Consider the following 22,448-nt stretch of genomic DNA (forward strand, 5'->3'; position numbering starts at 1 on the left):
TTCGGTTTTACCTAGTGATAATAATTTGACCACTAGGTTAGTTTGCCCATAATGTATGCTTCAAACTCTTACGCTTTGAAATTTTTCTCTGTCAAACCTGACTTAAATCTAAATCTAAAATCAACTCACCATTAGAATTAAACCCTACACCTGTAACATTTTGCTTGTTTCTGGTAATGTGTAGTGTGCGATCGCATCGCCGGAGATCCACTTTTGCACCTATAGCTTAGACTTAAATAAAAGCTTAGTATCGATGAATCAAAGTGTAAGTGGTACTCCTAGTCTGGAAAAACACACTCATGAAAATCTTACTGTTACCAAACAACAGCTATTTAGCAAGCAACTAATTGTCCTTGTCTTGGAAATGCTTCTGGCATTACCTCTGGGTTTACTCCTTGCAAAGTTCCAAATTGGCAGGATTGCCTGGATATTTGGCGGGATTGCGGCTGGTACAGTGGTTCTCCAAGGGTGTCGAATTTTTTATCAATATTCTCCCCAACCTAACCGTACTGCTAGAAAAGTAGGAATGGCACTTGTCGGCTTAACTGTCGGCGCTTCCAATGCCCACGCTAATCTAGCTAGTATTGCTTCTTGTATTCCCATATTTATTTTTCTTACCTTGTTTTTGCTGCTGAGTGGAGGCTGTATCGGTTACATTTACTCCCGCGCCAGTAAAACCAACTTATTTACAGCAATGCTGGCTACAGTTCCAGGTGGTGTAGGAATTATGGCAGCGATCGCTGCCGATTATAATAAAAATGTTAGCTTGGTTGCCCTAGTTCAGGCCATTCGCGTCACCTCAGTAGTTGTTCTAATTCCTTTCATCGCTAGGACTTCATCTGGTAATGATTATCTGCAAACACTCCCAATCAACGCTGCTTGGCTCAATTTCGATCCATCCCAACTAGAATTACTCTTGTTAGTACTCCTAATTACTGGATTAGTAGTTTATTCAGCTATATTATTTAAAATTCCCGCTGGCGATTTCTTTGGTGCATTGTTGATTGGTATTGGGTTTAATCCTTTGCTACATTGGCTGCCTTTTGTGGGTGATATTAGCTTTAGTCCGCCGCCAATAATAAACTTATTGGGTCAAATGCTCCTGGGAATTACTATTGGTGAATATTGGGGAGATAAACCCAACTTTAGAAAGCGGACTGTCGGCTATGCCTTAATGTCTGTAGGGATGACCCTCATTGCCGGAGCGATCGCTGCTATACTTGCGATGCAATTAACCTCTTGGGACTGGTTAACCTGTCTTTTAGTCACAGCACCAGGAGGATCGGCAGAAATGATCCTGGTTTCCCTAGCATTGAATCATAATGTTGAAATTGTCACAACTGGTCATTTAGTGCGACTAATTGCGATTAATAGTTCCCTGCCTCTTTGGGTGTTTTTGTTTCGCCGTCTAGATGAGCAACTTTCTGAACCAGTTTAATTGATAAAGGCATGGGGTATTGGGGATTGAGCAAAAGAGTAGAGTTTTTATGCTTCTTCATGAGTATCAAAGACTCGTTAACGGAGTTCAAAGGCTCATTCACGCAGTTCAAAGGCTCATTCACGAGTATCAAAGACTCATTAATGGAGTTCAAAGGCTCATTCACGCAGTTCAAAGGCTCATTCACGAGTATCAAAGACTCATTAACGCAGTTCAAAGACTCATTCACGAGTATCAAAGACTCATTAATAAAGTTCAAAATATATTTCTTATACCCCTTACTTTTTAACTTCTAAAGATGCAACTTGAATGCTGGTTAGCTTATCCTTTTGTTATCCAAATACGAAGGATGCTTTAGATGGTTGCCCAAATCCAAGAACTTGAAGCCCAGCACTGGGTTAAAACTCGTTCTTCCCTCGACCCTACCGAATCGACTTTCCTGATTTGGAAAGGTAAAATTTACGCCTTTATCCCCGGTGAAAAAAGACAACTCCTGTTTAAGATGCTGGGATTGAGCGTTAGCCGATGTATTCCCACAACAGAAGGTAGCTGGGATTTTACTTCTAGGGAACTGACTTACTACCTCAACCCCAAAACAGATGAAATCTTACCCAAATGGGAGAATCCTTGGACAGGCGAGACAGTTCCGGTGCTTCACGTTGCCAATAATCCAGTGCAGGGTAAGTTTGAGGGAAATTTTCCTGCACAAGTAGATGGTGACAGCACAACCTTCGTTTTTGATATATTTCCCTATTACCCTAATCCCTTAGCAGACGATCGCAAATTTGCTGAATATAGCCCAAATCCAATTTATCAGGCAGCGGAATTGTTTAAATTAACAGTGCCAACCGCAGATTTATTCAACCCAGCACTTAAATCAGTTTCTCAACTTAAACTTAGTTGGGATCGGATTGGTCAATGGCTTCCCTGGATGAAAATGGGCGATCGCCCCGGTCAAATGATCTACAGTGCTGTTGGTAGCAAAGTCAATGGTTTAACAGAACTGCCCCCAGTGCTGCAAGACGAAATTAATAACCGTATTCCTCTATATAAACAAGCCCCAAAAGCATTGATAGATGGGGAAGACATGACTTCCTGGTTATACTTCCAAAAGCATTTTGAGGCTTACTTGGCTGGTGAAATCTTCCCGCTTCCCCAAGCAGAAGAATTCTGAGTGCTGTTAGCAGATAGCTAGGGTTTAACCCGTGCTGAGTAGGGAGATGAGAGAGATGAGGGAGCAGGGGGAGCAGGGGGAGAAGAATTAATAACTAATGCCCCATGCCCCATGCCCCATGCCCAATGCCCAATTCACTGTTGACCTGAACAATCAAATAGATGTAAACCTAACCGTTGGGAAAGTTCTTCACACACCTTTACCCCCCGCACACTATTACCACGTACATCCAACAACGGTGAAAAAACTCCAATGCCCATCTTATTGGGTACAACGGCAATAATCCCACCACAAATACCGCTTTTCGCTGGAATCCCAATTTTATAAGCCCACTCACCTGCAAAGTTGTACATCCCACAGGTGTACATCACACTGAGAATATCTTTGATGTAACGCTTATCTACCGCCTGTTCTTTGGTGATGGGGTTAATACCTTTGTTAGCCAGAGTAGCTGCCATCACTGCTAAGTCTTGGCAATTTACCATCACAGCACACTGCTGGAAATAAAGATCCAGCGCCTCTTCAATGTTCCGGTCAATCATGCCAAAGTTGAGCATCAGATGCGCCATTGCGCGGTTGCGATGCCCTGTACTGCGTTCTGAAGTAAAAACTGAAATGTCAACGAACACGTTGCGGCCAATATATCGGCGAAACATATCTAGCATTCGATTGAGGCGTTCGGTTGGGCCGGAACCTTTGATTAAGCTAGTGGTGGCGATCGCTCCAGCGTTTACCATTGGATTATAAGGTCGCTTCGATTGCTCATCTAAAACAATCGCGTTGAATGCATCTCCCGTCGGTTCCACGCCAACTCTAGTCAAAACATAATCCAGTCCATGATCTTCTAAGGCAAGTCCATAAGCAAACACCTTGGAAATCGACTGAATAGTAAAAAGCTGCTCGTAGTCCCCAACTTTGTAAACCTGACCATCTACTGTCACAATGCAAATGCTAAACAAATCCGGGTTTGCCTTTGCCAGTTCGGGAATATATTTCGCTACTGCACCCTCCCGCAAAGCCTTGTACTGGGAATGTAACTCGTTGAGAAAAGCTTTTAATGGCGATGGTTCTATTTCTAAATCTCCTTGATGTGCTTGGTTTGTCATTAGGCTGATGGCATTTCCCAAAATACCTACTATATATAGAAGAGGTGCAACTGTACATCCTTACAGTTATAAAGATTTTGTCAAAAACAGCTTGCTCTAAAAAATCATACTTGAGCAATTACTGAGGGTCAACAATATAAGCTGTAATTTTTATTACATATAACATCTGTTATCTAAGCGATCGCAAAGTTTTCTTAATTTTTAAGTCATTAATCCGGAAAAATATTCAGTTGAGTATTGCCCTTTTTTTATACTCAGCATTACTGTAATATCAAGTTATATTTATCACAAATATTAGTCTAGTTGTGGAGAATAAAAGTAATGATTGATGTAAGTAGAAAAAACTTTGAAAAAAGATATTAGACTCAAACTAATTTGCATAATTATTTAAGATGTAACTCGTATCACGACTTATTTATAGTTAAATCTAAATATTTCCTTAAATAAATGATTTCAGGTATTTATGCCGATGCTATATAATTAAAGTTATATTAGCTTCTGAGAGCAAATAGCAAAAAACCATGTAATATAGAATACACGAGTAGTTGCGAGCCTTTACAATCGATGTGAATAGGGTATCGTCACTTTGACGTGAAATAAACATAAAATTTTTTGAAGAAATTTTTGACTTACACAAAAAAGTGTTACATAGCCAAAGTCCGCTTTTGAGAAAGGTTTCGCCCTTCAAATTGGAATTGGAATTTGAGAAAGCGGGCAATAGTTACGCTAAAACCCTGATCCCCAAGCCAAAAGGTTCGTGTTAGTCTGTTGCAGTTATAAAAACCAAAGTGAAAACGGAACGAGTTCGAGTTTTTCAAATAAGGAAATCACTTTCATTAGTGAAAAATCCTGCAAGTTATAAAACTTAAGTTCTACAGTCGCTTTCAAAAACGGACGCATGAATCAAAGACATTTGTGGACTATTGTTGCCCTGTTTATGGCTGTTTTGGGAGTACCCTCAGTCGGTTGCACTCAAACCACCAAGGGAAATGCGCTAGCATCCCAAAAATCACCCGCCCCTGATGTCGTTAAGGTGGGAGAGTACCAATCAACAGCAGGGAAACAAACCTTGGATGCTGTGATTACAGAAATTCATCCTCACAACATTAGAGGACGTAAGGCGGCAACCCTTTTTATCAGAAATATACCTGTTCTCACCTTTTTGAGTTCTGTATCAAATACGAATCTTGAAACTAAAAAAGTTGGTGCAATTGGAAATACTGGGGGCGTACAAGGGTACGCCCTTATTACTAGCAATTCATCAAATGCATTAAATACTGGGAACGTAACAGATGCGAGTAACCAGATTAGCTCAGCTGATGATGACCCGGTTCAGATAGCTGGTGTAATAGCAGCTAAGATCAACCAGTTGAATCGGGAAAATGTGGACGGGAGTAAGATTACCGTCAGTTGGAAAGCAGGGGAAAAATCTACTGCTAATCAAGCGCAAAACAAAAGCGTCCCTGTCCAGCAAGATGGCGATCGCTATGTAATTGAAATTAATGGCGAAGAGTTGGTAGAAATCAACGAAGGTACGCGATTAGCAGGTACTACCAACGATCTAGCGCAAGATGCATTGCAAGCAACCAATCGCCTGCGGAGGCTACTAGGCAATGCATCTCCCTTAAAAGAAATTGCTAATTTACCAGTACGCCAACCAGTATCAATACCAAAGCTACCCCAACAAATTGCCGTCGGAATAGTGCAAGCCACCTTGATCGGCATGGCTTCTTACTACGGCTATGACGGTTCTGGTAATCGTACTGCTAGCGGACAGAGATTCAATCCAGAAGAAATGACTGCCGCCCATCGCAGCTTACCCTTTGGTACGCAAGTGCGTGTAACTAACACCCGCAACGGTCGTTCTGTAGTGTTGCGGATTAATGACCGAGGTCCATTCATTCGGGGTCGAATCATCGACGTGTCTGCTGGCGCAGCTCGGATTTTGGGAATGATGGGCAGTGGCGTTGCACCAGTACATATTGAAGTTTTGGGGAAATAATCATTAGGCAATAAGCAATAGGAAGTAAAGATTTTCCCAATGCCCAATGCCCAATTCAAGTTCCGTATCACTTAATTCCCCTAGTTAAATCATCTCTTCCCTCTATTTCGGATATAAACTAACGGGGGAGGGATCGATAAGAACTAGGGGTATTTTTGTGCGCCTGCTGACAACAGTCGCAGCTTTACGCTGCTATTTAACTAAACGCCACTCAGAAAACAAGCTAATTGCGGTTACTGAGGATCTGAGATTAGATGAGATGACTGGCTGGTATCAGACGGCAGTCGGTCTGGTGCCAACGATGGGAAATTTGCATCAAGGTCATTTAAGCTTAATCCAACGGGCGCAGCAGGAAAATTCTACGGTGATTGTGAGTATTTTCGTCAATCCCCTGCAATTTGCTCCTAATGAGGATTATCAACGCTATCCCCGCACTTTAGAGCAAGACCAACAACTTTGCGAACAAGCTGGGGTAGATGCCATTTTTGCACCGACTCCGGAAGAAATGGCAGTTTCTCAGAAGAGTATACAAGAATCAAAGGTTACACAAGTTATCCCCCCATCTGCTATGATAACAGGCTTGTGTGGTCGTTCTCGGCAAGGTCACTTTCAGGGTGTCGCTACGATTGTTACCAAACTTTTCAACTTGGTACAGCCTGACCGTGCCTACTTTGGTGAAAAAGATGGTCAGCAACTAGCAATTATTAAACGCTTAGTGGCTGACTTAAATTTGCCAGTAGAAATTGTTGCTTGTCCAATAGTACGGGAAGCGTCGGGTCTGGCCTTCAGTTCTCGCAATCAATATTTGACGGCAACGGCAAAAGAGCAAGCAGCGGTGTTATATCGGGGCTTGCGACGAGCTGAAGCTGCATTCATTGCAGGCGATCGCAATAGCAACAAGTTGATAGCAGTGGTACAGCAAGAAGTGGCAATGGTCAGCACGGTCTGTGTGGAATATATTGAATTGGTTGAACCGACTACGTTGATGTCTTTAGAAAAAGTTGAGGAGGAAGGAATGTTGGCGATCGCAGCTCGTCTTGATGCTACACGTTTGATTGACAATATCATATTGCGTGATCGTCAACCCATTATCGCTATTGATGGGCCAGCTGGTGCTGGAAAATCCACAGTGGCGCGGCAAGTGGCAGCAAATCTGAATTTAGTGTATTTAGATACAGGAGCGATGTACCGTGCTGTCACTTGGTTAGTATTGCAAAAGGGTATTGCTATAGACGATGAGTGTGCGATCGCTCAATTAGCTAATCAGTGTAAAATTGAACTTACTCCCACCCAGGATTTACAATCGTCCGTGCGAGTTTGGATTGATGGTACTGATGTTACCAAGGTGATTCGCACCATTGAGGTGACATCTCAAGTATCGGCGATCGCCGCACAAAGCGCTGTCCGTCAAGCACTGGTTAAACAACAGCAAAACTGGGGTAAAAAAGGTGGTTTAGTTGCTGAAGGTCGGGATATCGGTACTCACGTATTCCCCGATGCCGAAGTTAAAATCTTTTTAACCGCTTCTGTCAGTGAACGCGCCCGTCGCCGCCAGCAAGACTTTAACACCCAAGGTCAACCTGAAGTGAGTTTAGAGCGGCTGGAACACGACATCGCCGAACGCGACTGGAAAGATAGTACACGCAAAGTTTCGCCTTTGCAAAAAGCAGCAGATGCGATCGAAGTGCAAACTGATGGTTTGGACGTGTCTGAAGTCACGGCACAAATCATTAACTATTACCAACAGCGTTTATCTGAGTGTTAATGACTGTGATTTGCTGTTAGTTTTTTAGTTTCAAAGGGTGGTGGGTGAGTAATTATTCATTTACCACCCTTAAAACTGTCTTTAAAAACAAAAATATATAATAATTTGACTATTGGCTATATTTTTCTTACAAATCAAACTATAAATTAATAATTTTAGATTATTTAATACTTAAATTTATCTTGCTTTTGACTGATTTATTATATTAAAATTAATCCTACTAAAGGTAGAAGTATGAAAGCTATAATTGCTAAATGCTAATTAATTATTGGCCTTTCGCTATGAAATATTAGCCATTTTTATTTACAGTCATGAATTTCTAGTGATTTCACTTATCACCGAAGTACTTTGTTTTCGTCTTCACTTTGGTAGTAAAATGACGATGTTAAGTTTTATGTTTCACGATCAAAGACATAAAACTCCTGAAAATAAAAGCTATTAATGTCCCAAGCTTCTGCAATAGCTTAAAACTGGAAACCGGTAAAGAGAGGATTTGACACAATGGCATTTGTACAGCTCCCACTACCCTTTGAAAAGGATGCTCTAGAGCCTTATGGCATGAAAGCTGAAACTTTCGAGTATCACTATGGCAAGCATCATAAAGCTTATGTAGACAATCTTAACAAGCTCACTGAAGGTACAGAACTTGCTGATAAGTCTCTGGAAGAGGTGATCAAAACTTCCTTTAAAGACTCCTCTAAGGTAGGAATCTTCAACAACGCTGCCCAAGTTTGGAACCACACTTTCTTCTGGAATTCCTTGAAACCCCAAGGTGGTGGCACACCCACAGGTGAACTTGCAGCCAAAATTGACAAAGATTTTGGTAGCTTCGACAAATTCAAAGAAGAGTTCTCTAACGCGGCTGCAACTCAATTCGGCAGCGGGTGGTCTTGGCTGATCGATGATGGTGGTACGCTGAAGGTGATCAAAACACCAAATGCAGAAAATCCCCTAGCTCTTGGTCAGAAGGCACTCCTAACCTTGGATGTTTGGGAACACGCCTACTACATTGACTATAAAAACGCCCGTCCAGCGTTCATCAAGAATTTCCTAGAAAACTTGGTCAACTGGGACTTTGCTGCTGAAAACTTGGCTAAAGCTTAATTAATTGGCAGTTTTGAACTGGCTGCGATGTCTTTTACCCAGCTAGTTTGCGGCTATGTAGCTTGTGCCAGATATGTAAAGTAGAAATAATTCAGTTAACACCTTTGTCAGTAGTCACGATACTAGTCAGTCAAGTTTAAACTGATGGGTAAGCGAGTTCGTAGTACGGACTTCAGTCCTTATTTTCTAAGCACTAAAGTGCTTACTACAAACCCTGAAACCTAGCTTAGACATTGTACTAGTATCGTGACTGTTTTTGCTTTGGAGTTGAGAAGATAGGGGAGATGAGGGAGAAATCAATTCAAAATTCAAAAATGACGCTCTCTACGAGACGCTACACGTAGCTTGCTTCTCTGTAAGAGTACGCGGACTCGCTAACGCTGCGCTAACAAAATTCAAAATTAAAGAACTTCTGCCTCCTACTTTTTCTTCCCCAATCCCTTTGTGACACGAAAATAAAAATATATGGATAGCAAAGAACTAGCGCAATACATCGAAGCAACGAATAGCATCTCTAAACCTTGGGTATTGGTACAACTGCGCCTCAAAAAATTGCAAGAGCGTCGAGCCACCCTGACAAACGATGTTTATACCAAAGAATTAGAAGATATTTACCAAGACTTGATGAATTTGGGGGAATGGTGGCGCGGTATTGAAGATGAGGTATTTTAAAGTTAGGAGTTAGGAGTTATGAGTTATTAGTTTTCCTAACTTTTAACTCCTAACTTTTAACTCCTAACTTTTAACGCAACCTGATGGCTCAAGCTCTCGATCAAGTCGATTATGATACTCTCGATGCTGCAAAACGACGCTTCATTGATGCCGCAAAACGCACACTTGGCTTTGCAAGCGCTTATGGCATCGTGCCCGCGTCAGGTCTGGGAGCAAGTGCTAACGCTTTCAGCCTCAACCTTGCTCCGTTTCTGGAGGCGGGAGCTAGAGAACTTTCTATGACACTTGTCCCCGAAGGACTGGGCACCGCAGACGATACCCGCCCTGACGACCTTTCCGAACAAGAACTTCGACGATTCTGGTGGAATATTGGTGTCAAGATCATCTCGTGTCTGACGAACGATGCTGCAACTTCAGGTATGCAGACTATACTTCTCGGTCTTTATCTGCCGTCGAGTACTCCTGAAACGATTTTTACCCCCGCTTTCCTTGATGGGTTTCTGGATGGAGTCGTTGAGGGGTGCAAACGTGTGGGGTGTGTCTATCTTTCAGGGGAAACTCCTCAACTAAAAACTAAGATGATTCCAGGGCGGCTCGACATCGCCGGTTCAGTTTTCGGGGTTATGCCGGCTGGTATTGCTCCCATTGATAGCTCACGTCTGGATGCCGACAATACCATTGTTCTCGTCGAAAGTTCGGGGCCCCATGAGAATGGCTTTACCCCACTGCGAAAGCTTGCTGAGTCCCTCCCTAATGGTTATAGAACAAAACTTTCAAGTGGGCAGGAGTTCTGGGAAGCAATGAATGCTGCGTCGTATCTTTATACGCCGCTTGTACAGGCTGTGCTTAGTGAGAGAATTCGTCCCACGGCGATGGAGAATATCACTGGTCATGGCTGGCAAAAGCTGATGAGGTCGGTGAAGCCGCTTCGGTATGTCATTGAAACGATGCTCCCAGTACCAGAGATATTTACATTTGTTGAAAGTCATCTTGAGGGCGGGGCTGAGACGATGCTTTCAGTGTTCAATTACGGTGCAGGATTCGCATTCTATACAGAGTCAGAGCAGGATGCAGAGAGAATTGTCCTGCTTGCAAGAGAACATCAACTTTCGGCTGTAATTGCAGGAAGAGTTGAAGCGTCCCTTTCGCGCGAGGTAGTGGTAGAACCCTTGGGAGTCACCTTGAAGGGAGATTCTTTTGGAATTGCGCGAGGGGTATAATGGGTGACGAGCGATCGCTAGTTTTCTTGAAGTGTAGACTCACTTAAGCGATGCCTGCGGCGGGCTACGCCTACGCTAAAGTCATTATTGATTAAAAAAAGCTGTAATTACTGAGATAAATAACAGTTTTTATACGCAAAAACATTTTGCATTTGTGGCTTCTTAGAAATAATTACTCTATTAAACCTTTATTTTCTAAGTCATTTACCACAAATGCTAGAGGCATATTTATGAAGTTTTGAATATAATATTTGACACTACTTAAACTTAAAGTAGTAGAAACTACCCATGACCACTGAGATTAAGATTTGCTAACGTAGTCTTAACATATTGAAAAATTTGCTGAGAAAGCTGAGAAAGTAGCAGCCGATACTAATTTATAGTGTTGGTTCTTTCTCATCTAGAGATGTGGCGTTTTGGTGTGTTAAGAAAATATATTTTTCTTCAGAGGGGGTTATGGTTGTAAATTTGGCCCGTACTACAGCTTCGGCAGAACTTTTGAAGCAAGTATTTCGTAACATTGATGCACATAGTTGTCCCAGGATGTTCAACTTTCACATGCACACTGTCCACTCGGATGGAAGGTTGCAGCCAAGTGCATTGATCGAGCAGGCGATCGCTATTGGGCTAAAAGGGTTAGCCATCACCGATCATCATGGTATTATCGGCTATCAAGCGACACTTGCTTGGTTAGAAGATTGGAAGTGGAATAATCCTGATGTAACCATTCCTCACCTGTGGAGTGGCGTGGAAATCAATGCCAGCCTTTTGAATATAGAAGTTCACATTTTGGCTTACGCTTTTGCAACAGAACACCCTAGTATGAAACCCTATCTGCAAAGAAGGCCGACTACAGGGCAAGAATATCAAGCAAGTAACGTGATTGCCGCTATTCATGAAGCTGGGGGATTGGCAGTTCTGGCTCATCCAGCTCGTTACAAGCGATCGCTTTTCGATTTAATTCCAGCTGCGGCGCAAAAGGGGATCGATGGTGTGGAAACTTTCTACGCTTACAATAACCCTAACCCCTGGAAACCCAGCGTATTAGAATCAGAACAAGTGCAAAAGTTAGCTGATGAATACTTTCTTTTCAATACCTGTGGTACTGATAGCCACGGTTTGAGCCTGCTACAACGCTTGTAAAGATGAATCCATTTTTTTCAACTCTCCTGGTTCAATCTGCCAGGAGGTTATTCTATTTAGGATTTTCAATATTCACCAAAGGACTATAGTCGATTCTTGGTAGGAATCACAATCATTGAGAAGTAGGGTACTTTGGCTGGATCAACTTCATCTAGGGGGATAATGCGTTGCTGTGATGTTGATGCCCGCTCAATATATCTTGCTCGTGATGCTAACCCTAATTTATGTAGGATATCTCGTACTTTGGTAAAGTGACGACCTAGTTTCATAATTGCGGCTGCATCGGTCATCAGCAGATGTGTAGTCAGTTCTTCTGCTGGCAATGGCGCGGGTAGGACAGTGAGAATATCGGTGTAGTAAGTGAAAGGTACACCCAAGGCTACCGGACAAGCCATCAGCGAGGAAACTCCGGGGACAACTTCTGTTTCGTATTGGTCACATAACCGCGTGAACAGGTACATAAATGAACCATAGAAAAATGGATCGCCCTCACATAGCACTACAACATCTCGACCTGCTGCTAGATGGTCGGCAATTGGTTCAATTTCCTTATCATAAATAGACTTTGCTTTTTCTGGTTCCAAAGCGCGGGGGAGGTGAAATAGTACCTCGATTTGATTGCCAGGAAGATACTGCGCGACGATCGCTCTAGCAATACTTTCTTTATCTGTGGCTGATTGATAAGCTACCACAGGAGCAGCACGTAATAAACGCAGCGCTTTGAGAGTCAATAGTTCCGGATCGCCTGGGCCGACACCAATTCCATAGAGACGACCTTTGGGTTGCATATTCATTCTTCCTCCGTTGCCAGGGCGTTAACTGCTGCTGCTGCGATCGCACTTCCACCGCGCCGACCGTGTAAGGTTAAAAATGGTACATTCCTGCTATCTGCTGCCAATGCGGCTTTCGATTCTGCTGCACCGACAAACCCCACTGGAAAGCCCAAGATAATCGCAGGCTTGAGCGCTCCTGCATCGAGCATTTCTAATAGTCGGAATAGGGCTGTGGGCGCATTCCCAATTGCAATCACCGATCCTTCTAGGTGCGATCGCCATAATTCTAAAGCTGCTGCCGACCTTGTAGTACCCATACTCTGGGCAAGTTCTGGCACTTCTGGCTCGTTGAGGGTACAGATAACTTGGTTGTTTGCAGACAACCTCCGTCTGGTAACGCCATCGGCAACCATTCGGCAATCGCACAGAATTGGCGCTCCTGCTGCCAGTGCTGCCCTTGCGGATTGTACTGCTGTTAGTGAATATCCTAAGTCAGTGACAATATCCGTCATTCCACAGGCATGAATGAGGCGAACAGCAACTTTTGCTACATCTGGTGGCAGCATATCTAGGTTCGCTTCTGACCGGATAATTGCAAAAGAATTACGGTAAATTTCGTTGGCATCTCGGATATAGTCGGGCATTAAATTTGGTATTGACATATAAAAATCGAAAGGCTTAGATTGCCGACTTCTCTAAAAAGTTAGGAATCTTGTTATTCACGAATGATTGAGGAAAAATATTAAATAATTGCTGTAATTGTGCTAGTGCGTATCGATTAGCAAATTCCCCAAAGGACTCATCAGAATTTAAGCGTTGAATTTGATATACATATAGCATCCGCTCTATTAATGTAGGTAGTTCGGCAAAAGTTACATATTGATATAGTTCACGTCCGAATTTCTGATTGCTGTCACCAACATAAACGTGATAGCTTTCCACAGTTCGATTTTCAGCCACAATGCTGATGCCGAGGAGAGTAATATCACTTTTGCTATGCTGGGCACAAGATTTTTCGCAGCCGCTAAAGTGGATATTAATTGGGTAATCGAGAGTAACGCGAGTTTCAAGATACTCTGCCAATGCCAACGCATGACTTTTGGTGTCAGTGGCAGAAGCGGCGCAACCCTTTTTTCCAGAACAGGCAACTAATCCACCCTTGATGTTGGTTGCAGAGGAATCTAATTCTAATAAAGCAATTTCACTTTGGACATCAGCAACCCATTGCTGAGGAATATCTGTAAGGAGCAAATTTTGCCAAGGGGTTAGCCTGAGAGTTCCACTACCGTATTTTGCTGCTAAATCTGCTAAACCCCGCATCTGTCTACTCTCCAATCGGCCAAGAGGCAAGACGACACCAATGTAAAATAAGCCTTGCTGACGTTGGGGATAGATACCAATATGCTGATATTTCTCTCCCTTGCCTTGCTGGGGGAGTAGGTCTTTTCTTATTTCACTGTACAAAAGAGGGAAAGGTAGACGCTGCTCAACTTCTTGGAGATAATTTTCACAACCCAAAGTATTCAATAACTCTCTCAAACGTAGCCGCCGCTTACTCGTAGTATGACGACTATAAGCTAGATAGACATCCGCCAAAGCTGCTAAGACGGCCAAACAATCCTCTCGTGCTAACAAAATTCCTGTATCGCTGGGCGGTTGACCCTTCTCGCCGACACTGAGATAGAGGCGAAAGTAAACATTATCGTTAAGTAAGACAGCTGCAAAGACGATATCATTCAAGCGATCGCACACCTGAATTATCCCACCACCATCAAAGCAAACGCTAAATTTGGCCGACAGTCCCGAAAGCGCCGGATGTGCAGCAATATAACGATCCCAACCTTGGACAAAAGGGCGAGTGTCGATTAATTCTTGGGGATCGATACCAGCGGTTGGACTGGTCATAATATTGCGGATTTGGTCTACAACAGTATTGTCAGAACCCAATCCCATATTTTGTAGGTATTTCAGAACCTCAGCATTTATCCCCGTGCGGATTTCACGAACTTGCAGGTTGGCTCGATTAGTCACATCTATATAACTGCCACCGTGCTGTTCTGCTATATCTGCGATCGCACGGCATTGCTGACTACTAATAATTCCACCTGGTATTCTAACGCGAGATAATATCCCATCTGCGGCGGGAGTAGCATAAAACAAGCCAGGACAAGTGGCAAATCCAGAAACCAAACTTAGAACTCCTTCCCCGTGCAACGCAGGGAGTAGATGGTGAGTGTGTCTTCAGGACATCCTGAGAGTTGGCATTCTGACTTGGGTCATCCCATCACAGCTGCGGCACAGTCCCGGAATTACACCGGAGTTTCCCAACTCCCAGCTTGAGTAATTTAGATTTTGTTTAGGTTATAGATATCAACCAGACATCATCCAGATAATCATCTTACATTACTATAGCCAGAAATTTTAACTTAGCTTATCCACTACCGATCAAAAGATATAGCTCTTGAAGCCAGTCTAAAAATTGAATTTAGTCAAGGCTCAGGCAGGAATGCTTGAGCCTTTTTGCTGCAAAACTTCCTTTAGAAAAAGTTAGGCGATCGCCGCTTCACGAGTAGCAACTTTGCTAAACTGATTTACCGGACGAGGTAAACCAAGATTCTCGCGCAGGGTTCGTGCTTCATACTCTGTACGGAACAGACCCCGACGTTGCAATTCAGGAATTACCAAGTCTACAAACTCATCCAATCCTCCAGGCAACCAAGGCGGCATGATATTAAAGCCATCTGCCCCGCCATTGACAAACCAATCTTCTAGCTGATCGGCAATTTGTTCTGGTGTGCCCAGAATCTGACGATGCCCACGCGCTCCAGCTATCGACAAATACAGTTGTCGAATCGTTAAATTCTCTCTCTTAGCTAGGTCAATCAGAAGTTGCTGACGGCTTTTACCCCCGTTAGTCTCTGGTAGCTCCGGCAACGGCCCGTCCAATGGATAGCCGGATAGGTCAAATCCACCGATCATTGAGCCAAGCAAATTTAAGCCGACTACCGGATCGATCAACTCCTGAATTTGATCAAATTTGTCCTTAGCTTCTTGCTCAGTTTTGCCGATAACTGGGAATATACCTGGCATGATCTTCAGATGGTCAGGTGAGCGCCCGTATTGAGCCAGTCTCCCCTTCACATCTGTATAGAATGCCTGAGCTTCTGCCAAGGTCTGCTGGGCAGTGAAAATTACCTCCGCCGTTTGTGCAGCCAGATCCTTACCATCCTCGGAAGACCCAGCTTGAATAATCACCGGATAACCCTGGATCGGACGCGCCACATTTAGGGGGCCGCGTACTGAAAAATGTTCGCCTTTGTGGTTGGGAACGTGCAGTTTATTTGGATCGAAGTAAATACCCGATTCTTTGTCATGTAAGAAGGCATCGTCTTCCCAACTATCCCAAAGCTTGGTGACGACATCCACAAACTCTTTGGCACGCTGATAACGTAGGGTATGTTCCATGTGCTTTTCCCGATTGAAGTTCAGCGCTTCAGCTTCAGTAGCAGAAGTTACGAGATTCCAACCGGCACGACCGCCACTGAGATAATCTAATGATGCAAATTTGCGGGCGAGGTGATAAGGCTCGTTGTAGGTGGTCGATACTGTCGCCGTCAAACCGATGTTTTCCGTCACCACAGACAGAGCTGACAACAGGGTGAGAGGTTCAAAGTGGACGAGTTTGCCATTCCGGCTCAAAAGGTCGGCGCTTTGATTGCGGTCGCGCACAGCCACACCATCTGCAAAGAAGATCATGTCAAATTTGCCGCGTTCTGCCGTCTGTGCCAGCCTTTTATAATGCTGAAAGTTCAAACCAGCATTAGCCTGTGCTTGGGGGTGTCGCCATGATGCTACATGATGGCCAGTGCTGGGCAAGAATGCACCTAGTCTAAGTTGAGGTTTTTTCGTACTCATGCTTTTTTCTGTTTGGTAAGAATTGGATGCAGCTAAAATCGTAGTGTTTTTAAACGCAGAGGCACGCAAAGTTAAGCCAGTGCGTTGCGCGGGTTCCCCGCGTTGTAGCAACTGGCGTAGCGCAGAGGAACACAGAGTTTTGCCGAATTTATGCAATGTTGTACTAAGGTGTCATGAGTTAAATACACGCTAGTTTTTTGAATTTTGAATTGTTTATACTGGCTGGGGTTTGAGTAAATCTGTTTTGGTAACAAATTCACTGAATGTACTTGCAACTTGCTGCGGTAATGCGATCGCCGGAGTTTGTAACGGCAACCTGGGAAATAATAATTCTGCGACTCGATACGCTTCTTCGAGATGGGGATAACCTGAGAAAACGAAGGTATCAATTCCTAAATCGGCATATTCTAGCATCCGTGCTGCAACTGTGTCTGGATCTCCTACCAAGGTAGTCCCAGCACCTCCACGCACTAAGCCAACACCTGCCCATAAGTTGGGGCTAATTTCTAAGTTTTTGCGATTACCTTTATGCAGTTGAGCCATGCGGCGTTGTCCTTCTGATTCCGACTCAGCAAACCGCTGATGTGCAGCAGCTATGGTTTCATCATCTACATACTGAATCAGTTCATTAGCTGCATCCCAAGCTTTTTGCGTAGTTTCGCGGACTATGACGTGCATCCGAATCCCAAAGCGTACCGTTCTACCTTGTTCTGCTGCTAATCGGCGTACCTTTGCAATCTTTTGGGCAACTTGATCTGGTGGTTCACCCCAAGTTAAATACACATCAATGTGTTTGGCAGCAACTTGGAGCGCCGCATCTGAAGAACCACCAAAATATAAGGTGGGATAAGGCTTTTGTATGGGAGGAAATTGGAGTTTTGCGCCTTGAACTTGCAAGTGGCGACCACTATAGGTTACTTCTTCACCTTGCATGAGCGATCGCCAAATTGTCAAAAACTCATCCGTGAGTTCATAACGCTGATCGTGATCTAAGAAAATCCCATCTTTTGCAAGTTCTTTTGTGTCGCCACCAGTGACAACATTTAGAATAATTCGACCATTAGAAATCTGGTCAAAAGTAGCAGCCATTCTCACTGCCAAAGAAGGCGACATAATTGCCGGACGAAAGGCTACAAGAAACCGCAAGCGTTCCGTAACTGAAATTAATGAAGTAGCTACAATCCAAGTATCTTGTTTTTGTCCAGTACCAATCAACATCCCGCCATAGCCCAATTTATCAACAGCTTGGGCGATTTGCTGCATATAGGGATAAGTGGCTGGTCGCCTGCCGATTGTAGTACCTAAATAACGCTCATCTCCCTGTGTCGGCAAATACCAAAAAACTTCCATTTTCCTATCTCCTGGCGCTATTTCTGACTGATAGTTTCTGGTGTGATGGCTGCATATTGTTCGCTAGTCAGCATCGCTTCTTTAATATTAATTGGCTTAGGTATCACTTTTTCTTTGGCAAACAAATCTGCAATCTTCTGTTGCTTTTCCATGATTTCAGGTGTAATTGGTCTTAACCCATAAGTTCGCCTTTCAACCATTGTTGTTAAAATATCTTCATCAATTTTGAGATGAGGAATAGTCAGTTTTACAACTTCTGACCGATTTTTCTCACTCCATTGACCTGTGTTATCTATCTCCTCAAGAACTGATCGCACTAATTTCGGATTTTCTGTGGCAAATTTTCGCGCAGCCATGTAATATCCGCCCTGAGTAGCAATCCCACTAGCATCTCTCAAAACACGAGCATTTGCCTTTTTTTGGGCCACGGCTAAATAAGGGTCCCAAGTTACCCAAGCATCTATTTTGCCTTGAATAAAAGCATCACGAGCTTCTGAAGGAGGGAGGCTAATAGCTTGAATATCACTATATTTCAAACCAGCCTCTTCTAAAGCTTTTATTAATAAGTAATGGGAAGCAGAACCTTTTTGAAAAACTACTTTTTTACCTTTGAGATCAGCTAAAGTCCGAATCGGTGAATTATTTTGGACGATAATTCCGCTTCCTTTACCAGTACTGGGTTTATTACTAGCAACATAAACTAAAGATGTACCAGCTGCTTGGGCAAATATCGGGGGAGTCTCGCCTACAGAGCCAATATCAACCCTACCCACATTCATCGCTTCCATCAGTTGTGGACCGGCGGCAAATTGCGCCCATTCTACAGAAACACCTAAAGGCTTGAGACGTTTTTCGATCAATCCTTTAAGTCTGACAATATCCCCAGAACTTTGATACCCCATGCGGACAACTTTGGTTTTCAAACTAGTGGTTTGATTTTCAGAATTTGGGGTTTGGACTGAGCAACTGATTAAGGTTGTTGAGATTGTTAATAATCCAGGTAAAAGGAATAATGAAAAACGTTGGAAAATCTTAACTTGTGGCTGTTTGAAGGCGGGAATCATGGACGTGATACTTTATTTTTTTATTTGCTTTTGACTTATTTGGCTAATATTGGTTTATGTTCAGTCGTAGAGGCGCACATCTGTGCGCCTCTAATGTTGTATTGCTCCTAACCTAAAGATTTAGACTTTTTGAAGCTGAAGGTTCTTTTGGAACAGTTCTTGAACGTTTTTCCAAGCATCGGCAGCAGCTTCGGCATTGTAGCTGGCACGATGATTGCAGAAAAAGCCATGTCCTGCTCCGGGATAACGGAAGATAGCATGAGTAATCTGATTTTTCTTCAATTCAGCCTCAATCTGTTCTGTATGTTCTAAGGGGATTCCCTGGTCATCAAGACCAAAGAAGGCGTAAATGGGGCCTTTAATCTCTGGAGTGCGGGTGATAGTTGGTTCTCCACCGCCGGGAGTTGAGTTGGGAATACCGCCACCATAGAAGGAAGCTGTAACTTTAATATCTGGTAAGGTGGCAGCTAGATAAACGACATGACCACCAAAGCAGAAACCAATGGAGCCGATCGCATCTCCTTGCACATTTGGTAAGGTTCTTAAGTAGGCGATCGCAGCCTTAATATCACTCAATATTTCCTCTGCTGTTGTCTGCTCCTTATACCCTCTTCCTTGCTGGATATCTTCAGGGGTATAGCCACCCTCGTAACCGGGGGCGGTGCGTTGAAATAAAGTCGGGGCGATCGCTACATACCCCTCTTTGGCAAATTTCTCAGCAACTTCCCGAATGTGAATATTAACCCCAAAAATTTCCTGAATCACAATCACGGCTGGGAAGGTTCCCTCTTTTGCTGGTTCAGCTAAGTAAGCATCAATTTGCAAATCTCCGTTAGGGACTTTAACTTGAGTAGTGCGAATTTCTGTGTTTGTCATCTTAGGATTAGCCTGTAATTGCTTTCAGGACACGATGTTTTATCGTAATTTTTGTGCAATACTACTTAAAATATATCGATTTGCCGTAGTTTTAAGAGTAGTATTTCACAAACAATGTGCAAAGGCAAGTCCTTTGATTTAGAGATGTAGATGAATATAAGACCATATCAAGAATCTGATGCTGAATTAGTCAGTGCTTTGTGGGATGAGGTGTTTCCTAATAATCCGTCGCACAGTAGCCCAAAATTGGTAATCAGTCAGAAGCTTGCTGTACAGCCTGAGTTGTTTTTCGTTACTGAGATTAACTCTGTAATTGTAGGCACTATCATGGTAGGATATGACGGGCATCGCGGTTGGCTATACACAGTTGCGGTCAGTCCTCAGTATCAACGGCAGGGTATTGGTAGCAAGCTAGTGCAGCACGCAGAGAAGGTATTGATAGCGATGGGATGCCTCAAAATCAATCTCCAAGTTCGTGTCTCCAACGCAGAAGTAGTTGAGTTTTATAGAAAACTTGGCTATCTCGTAGATGAACGCATCAGTATGGGAAAGCTTGTTGCATAGATGTTTGGTGAGTTGCAACAGAAAAACTTTAGAAATACGCCAGTATTACGGCAAAAGGTGATTGTAGCATTACCAAATTTAACCCAAATTAGGAGAAAAATTTATGAAGCTTAATGCAGTTCATCATATTCAAGTAACCTATCCTTTTGAAGTGGAGGAAGCAATGCTATCTTTCTACAGCGGAGTTTTGGGACTGACTGAAATTGCCAGACCTGATGTCATCAAAAATGATTCAGGAGCGTGGTACAAGTTGGGAGACATTGAACTACACGTTAGTAGAGAGAAAAACGCCAATAACCAAGCATCTAGACGGCATTTTTGTTTCCAAGTCGATAACTTGAACGCCTTTGAAGAACACCTAAAAGAGCATGGGATAGAAATTATTCCCGATCAACGACCACTTCCAGGATGCGTGCGGTTTTTCCTCCGAGATCCCGGTGGGAATCGTATAGAGATTGCAGAGTTCGTTAAGAGTACTTTTGCACAGCAACAAAATCGACACCACTTTTCAAATTATCAACAACCATCAATCAATTCTCAATAAGTAATCGATTTTGTAGCCTGAAACCCTTACTGTGGAAACAATCGACACCAGTCAGCGAAGTTATGGGGTTTTCAAGCTTTTGGTGAGTGGTGTCGATGAGTTCAATAGACTTCAAAAAAGGGCATAGCAGTTTACCTGTGCTTGTGAAGATTTTGTCAATCTAACTCCTAAATTCTGATTTCTAAATTCCTCTTCAAATCAACAATTTTCTCCTGATGTTTCACACGCACCAATACTTACCCAGGTGCTAGAACCATCTTCCCAATGTTCTTTCTTCCATATAGGGGCATTGTGTTTGAGGGTATCAATAGCATATTGGCAAGCTTCAAACGCCTCACTCCGATGAGGAGAACCCACAGCTACTAAAACGCTGATTTCCCCAACTTGCAAACGTCCAACGCGATGATAAATCGCAACTCGATTCACATCAGACAGAGATAAGCGAATATCAGCAGCAATTTGATAAAATATCCGCAATGCCATCGGTTCATAAGCTTGATACTCTAGAGCAATCACAGGTTTACCATCGGTTTGATTGCGAACCATACCACTCATCACAACCACAGCACCATTGGCTGGATCGTCAGATTTGGTGTAGATTTCTTCCAGAGATAATGGCGCAAAGGTAATGGCAAAACTATCTTCTGATCTTGGTTTAACAGCAGAGGCAAGTGTGGTTGTCATAACTGCGTTGATATTATATAGGTTTTTTCTATTGTCTCTGAAGAAAGCATTACTTAGCACCGGGAGGAGAAGCGATCAAGACTCTGTGTATAGTCGATCGCGTACCACACCAAATCAATCCCCAACAAGTGGAAGCATTGCAAACTCTTAGCCGCGTGGTAGTTAGACAACTAGAGAGCCGACTGAACTTAGTTGAACTGGCAAGCATCAAACAGGAGTACAAGTAGGTACAAGAAGCATTACACCAAAGTGAATCTACTTTGGACAATCTAGACGATCGCAATCATATCTACCTTTAATCTCTTGATTGAAAAAGCTGCCAATTGAGTCAGAGGAATGTAAATCTTCCCAAGTATCCTCGTCTACGCCCAAGTACTGATAAACCGCTCCACTTTGAAACTCAACTTGCAAAATCTGTTCGTTGTGATCGTAGCCTACAGCCATAGCCATTGATGAGACAACTGGTAGCATGACAATTGGTTCTTCTTCAAAGGGTAATGCAGTCGTTTCGGCAATCGCCTCGTTCAGTTCTTGCAATCCTTCATAAGCTTGTATCGGGGCCGGAATTTCCAAAAACTCTAGTTCATGGCCTCGGTCGAGCAACAACTGCAAATATCCATCAGAGTGAGCGATCGCTACTAAACTGCTCAAGTCTACCTTAGATAGCTTCATTTATTTTCTACTCTCCTATTGGCGTGTCGGGAGTGGTAAAGTTTTATGCAACATTAAGCACTTTTATAGTACATTTATACTAAAAAATTACTTAAATGTCAAGTTTTTCTCTGGAGAGAGAATTTTATGTATGTAGAGACGCTTTAGCAAAGCAGCACGCAGTGTTTTTCTCTGACATCTGGGGAAATACTTACGATTTGGCTTGGGTGAATGGGCATATTTGAGTCACTTGTCGCAACAATCTCTGCTTTGTTAAGGGAACTCAAGAGGCGAATTGAAAAACTGCATAAATGTTCAACTCGCCTCAATTAAGTACTTGAAAATTTTAACCAATCTTTGTTGTGTCTAGACTTAACTGAGCTTTCATTGCTGTTTGTATCAC

21 protein-coding genes and 1 riboswitch are annotated in these 22,448 nt (G+C 43.1%); of the genes, 10 read left to right on the forward strand and 11 right to left on the reverse strand.

What is annotated here, in order from left to right:
* Positions 1–253 precede the first annotated feature (253 nt).
* Positions 254–1,438, forward strand: coding sequence for an AbrB family transcriptional regulator (locus V7K60_RS21075; RefSeq protein ID WP_334928013.1), 1,185 nt, complete (start codon positions 254–256; stop codon positions 1,436–1,438).
* On the opposite strand, the gene V7K60_RS21080 is transcribed toward V7K60_RS21075, so the two are convergent.
* Positions 1,368–1,697 carry a hypothetical protein gene (locus tag V7K60_RS21080; protein WP_334928015.1) on the reverse strand — a complete coding sequence of 110 codons (330 nt, stop codon included), beginning with the start codon at positions 1,695–1,697 and terminating at the stop codon, positions 1,368–1,370. The two genes, V7K60_RS21075 and V7K60_RS21080, sit on opposite strands and share 71 nt — an antisense overlap.
* Before the next feature lie 99 nt (positions 1,698–1,796).
* Here V7K60_RS21080 and V7K60_RS21085 point away from each other — a divergent pair, with 99 nt between their 5' ends.
* Positions 1,797–2,612 (forward strand): DUF1838 domain-containing protein, encoded by an 816-nt coding sequence (locus V7K60_RS21085; protein ID WP_334928017.1) that lies wholly within the window; start codon positions 1,797–1,799, stop codon positions 2,610–2,612.
* A 134-nt stretch (positions 2,613–2,746) separates the two neighbouring features.
* On the opposite strand, the gene glsA is transcribed toward V7K60_RS21085, so the two are convergent.
* Positions 2,747–3,718: a glutaminase A gene (gene glsA, locus V7K60_RS21090; RefSeq protein ID WP_334928019.1), complete on the reverse strand. Its 972-nt coding sequence runs from the start codon at positions 3,716–3,718 to the stop codon at positions 2,747–2,749.
* Positions 3,719–4,616: 898 nt separating this feature from the next.
* On the opposite strand from glsA, the gene V7K60_RS21095 reads away from it, so the two are divergent.
* The 6 genes from V7K60_RS21095 to V7K60_RS21120 all read left to right on the forward strand — a co-directional run bounded on the left by V7K60_RS21095 (position 4,617) and on the right by V7K60_RS21120 (position 11,624).
* Positions 4,617–5,720 carry a septal ring lytic transglycosylase RlpA family protein gene (locus V7K60_RS21095; RefSeq protein ID WP_334928020.1) on the forward strand — a complete coding sequence of 368 codons (1,104 nt, stop codon included), beginning with the start codon at positions 4,617–4,619 and terminating at the stop codon, positions 5,718–5,720.
* Positions 5,721–5,877: 157 nt separating this feature from the next.
* Positions 5,878–7,485, forward strand: a complete 1,608-nt coding sequence (locus V7K60_RS21100) for a bifunctional pantoate--beta-alanine ligase/(d)CMP kinase (RefSeq protein ID WP_334928021.1) — start codon at positions 5,878–5,880, stop codon at positions 7,483–7,485.
* Between the two features lie 501 nt (positions 7,486–7,986).
* The gene (locus V7K60_RS21105; protein ID WP_334928023.1) at positions 7,987–8,589 is read left to right on the forward strand and encodes a superoxide dismutase; all 603 of its coding nucleotides are present in this window, start codon (positions 7,987–7,989) and stop codon (positions 8,587–8,589) included.
* Positions 8,590–9,054: 465 nt separating this feature from the next.
* Entirely contained in the window at positions 9,055–9,261 is a 207-nt protein-coding gene (locus tag V7K60_RS21110) for a hypothetical protein (protein ID WP_069070599.1), read from the forward strand.
* A gap of 83 nt (positions 9,262–9,344) precedes the next feature.
* Complete coding sequence (locus tag V7K60_RS21115; protein ID WP_334928025.1) at positions 9,345–10,481, forward strand: AIR synthase related protein; 1,137 nt, start codon at positions 9,345–9,347, stop codon at positions 10,479–10,481.
* A gap of 456 nt (positions 10,482–10,937) precedes the next feature.
* Positions 10,938–11,624: a PHP domain-containing protein gene (locus V7K60_RS21120; protein WP_334928027.1), complete on the forward strand. Its 687-nt coding sequence runs from the start codon at positions 10,938–10,940 to the stop codon at positions 11,622–11,624.
* 83 nt (positions 11,625–11,707) lie between these two features.
* Here V7K60_RS21120 and V7K60_RS21125 read toward each other — a convergent pair whose 3' ends face one another.
* The 7 genes from V7K60_RS21125 to V7K60_RS21155 all read right to left on the reverse strand — a co-directional run bounded on the left by V7K60_RS21125 (position 11,708) and on the right by V7K60_RS21155 (position 19,602).
* Positions 11,708–12,412, reverse strand: a complete 705-nt coding sequence (locus V7K60_RS21125) for a precorrin-2 C(20)-methyltransferase (RefSeq protein ID WP_334928028.1) — start codon at positions 12,410–12,412, stop codon at positions 11,708–11,710.
* 2 nt (positions 12,413–12,414) lie between these two features.
* Positions 12,415–13,041, reverse strand: coding sequence for a precorrin-8X methylmutase (locus V7K60_RS21130; RefSeq protein WP_334928111.1), 627 nt, complete (start codon positions 13,039–13,041; stop codon positions 12,415–12,417).
* A gap of 34 nt (positions 13,042–13,075) precedes the next feature.
* Positions 13,076–14,587, reverse strand: coding sequence for a precorrin-3B synthase (cobG, locus tag V7K60_RS21135; protein ID WP_334928030.1), 1,512 nt, complete (start codon positions 14,585–14,587; stop codon positions 13,076–13,078).
* Between the two features lie 61 nt (positions 14,588–14,648).
* Positions 14,649–14,732, reverse strand: a riboswitch (adenosylcobalamin-variant (AdoCbl-variant) riboswitch).
* A 212-nt stretch (positions 14,733–14,944) separates the two neighbouring features.
* Entirely contained in the window at positions 14,945–16,312 is a 1,368-nt protein-coding gene (locus V7K60_RS21140; protein ID WP_334928032.1) for an LLM class flavin-dependent oxidoreductase, read from the reverse strand.
* A gap of 213 nt (positions 16,313–16,525) precedes the next feature.
* A complete protein-coding gene (ssuD, locus tag V7K60_RS21145) occupies positions 16,526–17,662 on the reverse strand; it encodes an FMNH2-dependent alkanesulfonate monooxygenase (protein WP_334928034.1) in 1,137 nt (378 codons plus the stop codon).
* A 17-nt stretch (positions 17,663–17,679) separates the two neighbouring features.
* Positions 17,680–18,726 carry a sulfonate ABC transporter substrate-binding protein gene (locus V7K60_RS21150; protein WP_334928037.1) on the reverse strand — a complete coding sequence of 349 codons (1,047 nt, stop codon included), beginning with the start codon at positions 18,724–18,726 and terminating at the stop codon, positions 17,680–17,682.
* A 120-nt stretch (positions 18,727–18,846) separates the two neighbouring features.
* Positions 18,847–19,602, reverse strand: a complete 756-nt coding sequence (locus V7K60_RS21155; RefSeq protein WP_334928039.1) for a dienelactone hydrolase family protein — start codon at positions 19,600–19,602, stop codon at positions 18,847–18,849.
* A gap of 150 nt (positions 19,603–19,752) precedes the next feature.
* Between V7K60_RS21155 and V7K60_RS21160 the strand changes: the two genes are divergently transcribed.
* Together V7K60_RS21160 and V7K60_RS21165 are read left to right on the forward strand one after the other, a co-directional pair.
* Positions 19,753–20,166 (forward strand): GNAT family acetyltransferase, encoded by a 414-nt coding sequence (locus V7K60_RS21160; RefSeq protein WP_334928041.1) that lies wholly within the window; start codon positions 19,753–19,755, stop codon positions 20,164–20,166.
* A 103-nt stretch (positions 20,167–20,269) separates the two neighbouring features.
* The gene (locus V7K60_RS21165; protein ID WP_334928042.1) at positions 20,270–20,710 is read left to right on the forward strand and encodes a VOC family protein; all 441 of its coding nucleotides are present in this window, start codon (positions 20,270–20,272) and stop codon (positions 20,708–20,710) included.
* A 198-nt stretch (positions 20,711–20,908) separates the two neighbouring features.
* On the opposite strand, the gene V7K60_RS21170 is transcribed toward V7K60_RS21165, so the two are convergent.
* Both V7K60_RS21170 and V7K60_RS21175 read right to left on the reverse strand, forming a co-directional pair.
* Positions 20,909–21,394 (reverse strand): molybdenum cofactor biosynthesis protein MoaE, encoded by a 486-nt coding sequence (locus tag V7K60_RS21170; RefSeq protein WP_334928044.1) that lies wholly within the window; start codon positions 21,392–21,394, stop codon positions 20,909–20,911.
* Positions 21,395–21,649: 255 nt separating this feature from the next.
* On the reverse strand, positions 21,650–22,066 hold the full coding sequence (locus V7K60_RS21175; RefSeq protein ID WP_334822634.1) for a KTSC domain-containing protein: 417 nt from the start codon (positions 22,064–22,066) through the stop codon (positions 21,650–21,652).
* Between the last annotated feature and the right edge of the window lie 382 nt (positions 22,067–22,448).

Source organism: Nostoc sp. (assembly GCF_036917555.1).
Classification (GTDB): domain Bacteria; phylum Cyanobacteriota; class Cyanobacteriia; order Cyanobacteriales; family Nostocaceae; genus Nostoc.

What these genes read in the sequence shown, in the direction of transcription:
- V7K60_RS21075 (WP_334928013.1), top strand. Translation starts at nt 254, where the DNA reads ATGAATCAAAGTGTAAGTGGTACTCCTAGTCTGGAAAAACACACTCAT.
- V7K60_RS21085 (WP_334928017.1), top strand. Translation starts at nt 1,797, where the DNA reads ATGGTTGCCCAAATCCAAGAACTTGAAGCCCAGCACTGGGTTAAAACT.
- glsA (WP_334928019.1), bottom strand. Translation starts at nt 3,718, where the DNA reads ATGACAAACCAAGCACATCAAGGAGATTTAGAAATAGAACCATCGCCA.
- V7K60_RS21095 (WP_334928020.1), top strand. Translation starts at nt 4,617, where the DNA reads ATGAATCAAAGACATTTGTGGACTATTGTTGCCCTGTTTATGGCTGTT.
- V7K60_RS21105 (WP_334928023.1), top strand. Translation starts at nt 7,987, where the DNA reads ATGGCATTTGTACAGCTCCCACTACCCTTTGAAAAGGATGCTCTAGAG.
- V7K60_RS21110 (WP_069070599.1), top strand. Translation starts at nt 9,055, where the DNA reads ATGGATAGCAAAGAACTAGCGCAATACATCGAAGCAACGAATAGCATC.
- V7K60_RS21115 (WP_334928025.1), top strand. Translation starts at nt 9,345, where the DNA reads ATGGCTCAAGCTCTCGATCAAGTCGATTATGATACTCTCGATGCTGCA.
- V7K60_RS21120 (WP_334928027.1), top strand. Translation starts at nt 10,938, where the DNA reads ATGGTTGTAAATTTGGCCCGTACTACAGCTTCGGCAGAACTTTTGAAG.
- V7K60_RS21125 (WP_334928028.1), bottom strand. Translation starts at nt 12,412, where the DNA reads ATGCAACCCAAAGGTCGTCTCTATGGAATTGGTGTCGGCCCAGGCGAT.
- V7K60_RS21130 (WP_334928111.1), bottom strand. Translation starts at nt 13,041, where the DNA reads ATGCCCGACTATATCCGAGATGCCAACGAAATTTACCGTAATTCTTTT.
- V7K60_RS21140 (WP_334928032.1), bottom strand. Translation starts at nt 16,312, where the DNA reads ATGAGTACGAAAAAACCTCAACTTAGACTAGGTGCATTCTTGCCCAGC.
- ssuD (WP_334928034.1), bottom strand. Translation starts at nt 17,662, where the DNA reads ATGGAAGTTTTTTGGTATTTGCCGACACAGGGAGATGAGCGTTATTTA.
- V7K60_RS21150 (WP_334928037.1), bottom strand. Translation starts at nt 18,726, where the DNA reads ATGATTCCCGCCTTCAAACAGCCACAAGTTAAGATTTTCCAACGTTTT.
- V7K60_RS21155 (WP_334928039.1), bottom strand. Translation starts at nt 19,602, where the DNA reads ATGACAAACACAGAAATTCGCACTACTCAAGTTAAAGTCCCTAACGGA.
- V7K60_RS21160 (WP_334928041.1), top strand. Translation starts at nt 19,753, where the DNA reads ATGAATATAAGACCATATCAAGAATCTGATGCTGAATTAGTCAGTGCT.
- V7K60_RS21165 (WP_334928042.1), top strand. Translation starts at nt 20,270, where the DNA reads ATGAAGCTTAATGCAGTTCATCATATTCAAGTAACCTATCCTTTTGAA.
- V7K60_RS21170 (WP_334928044.1), bottom strand. Translation starts at nt 21,394, where the DNA reads ATGACAACCACACTTGCCTCTGCTGTTAAACCAAGATCAGAAGATAGT.
- V7K60_RS21175 (WP_334822634.1), bottom strand. Translation starts at nt 22,066, where the DNA reads ATGAAGCTATCTAAGGTAGACTTGAGCAGTTTAGTAGCGATCGCTCAC.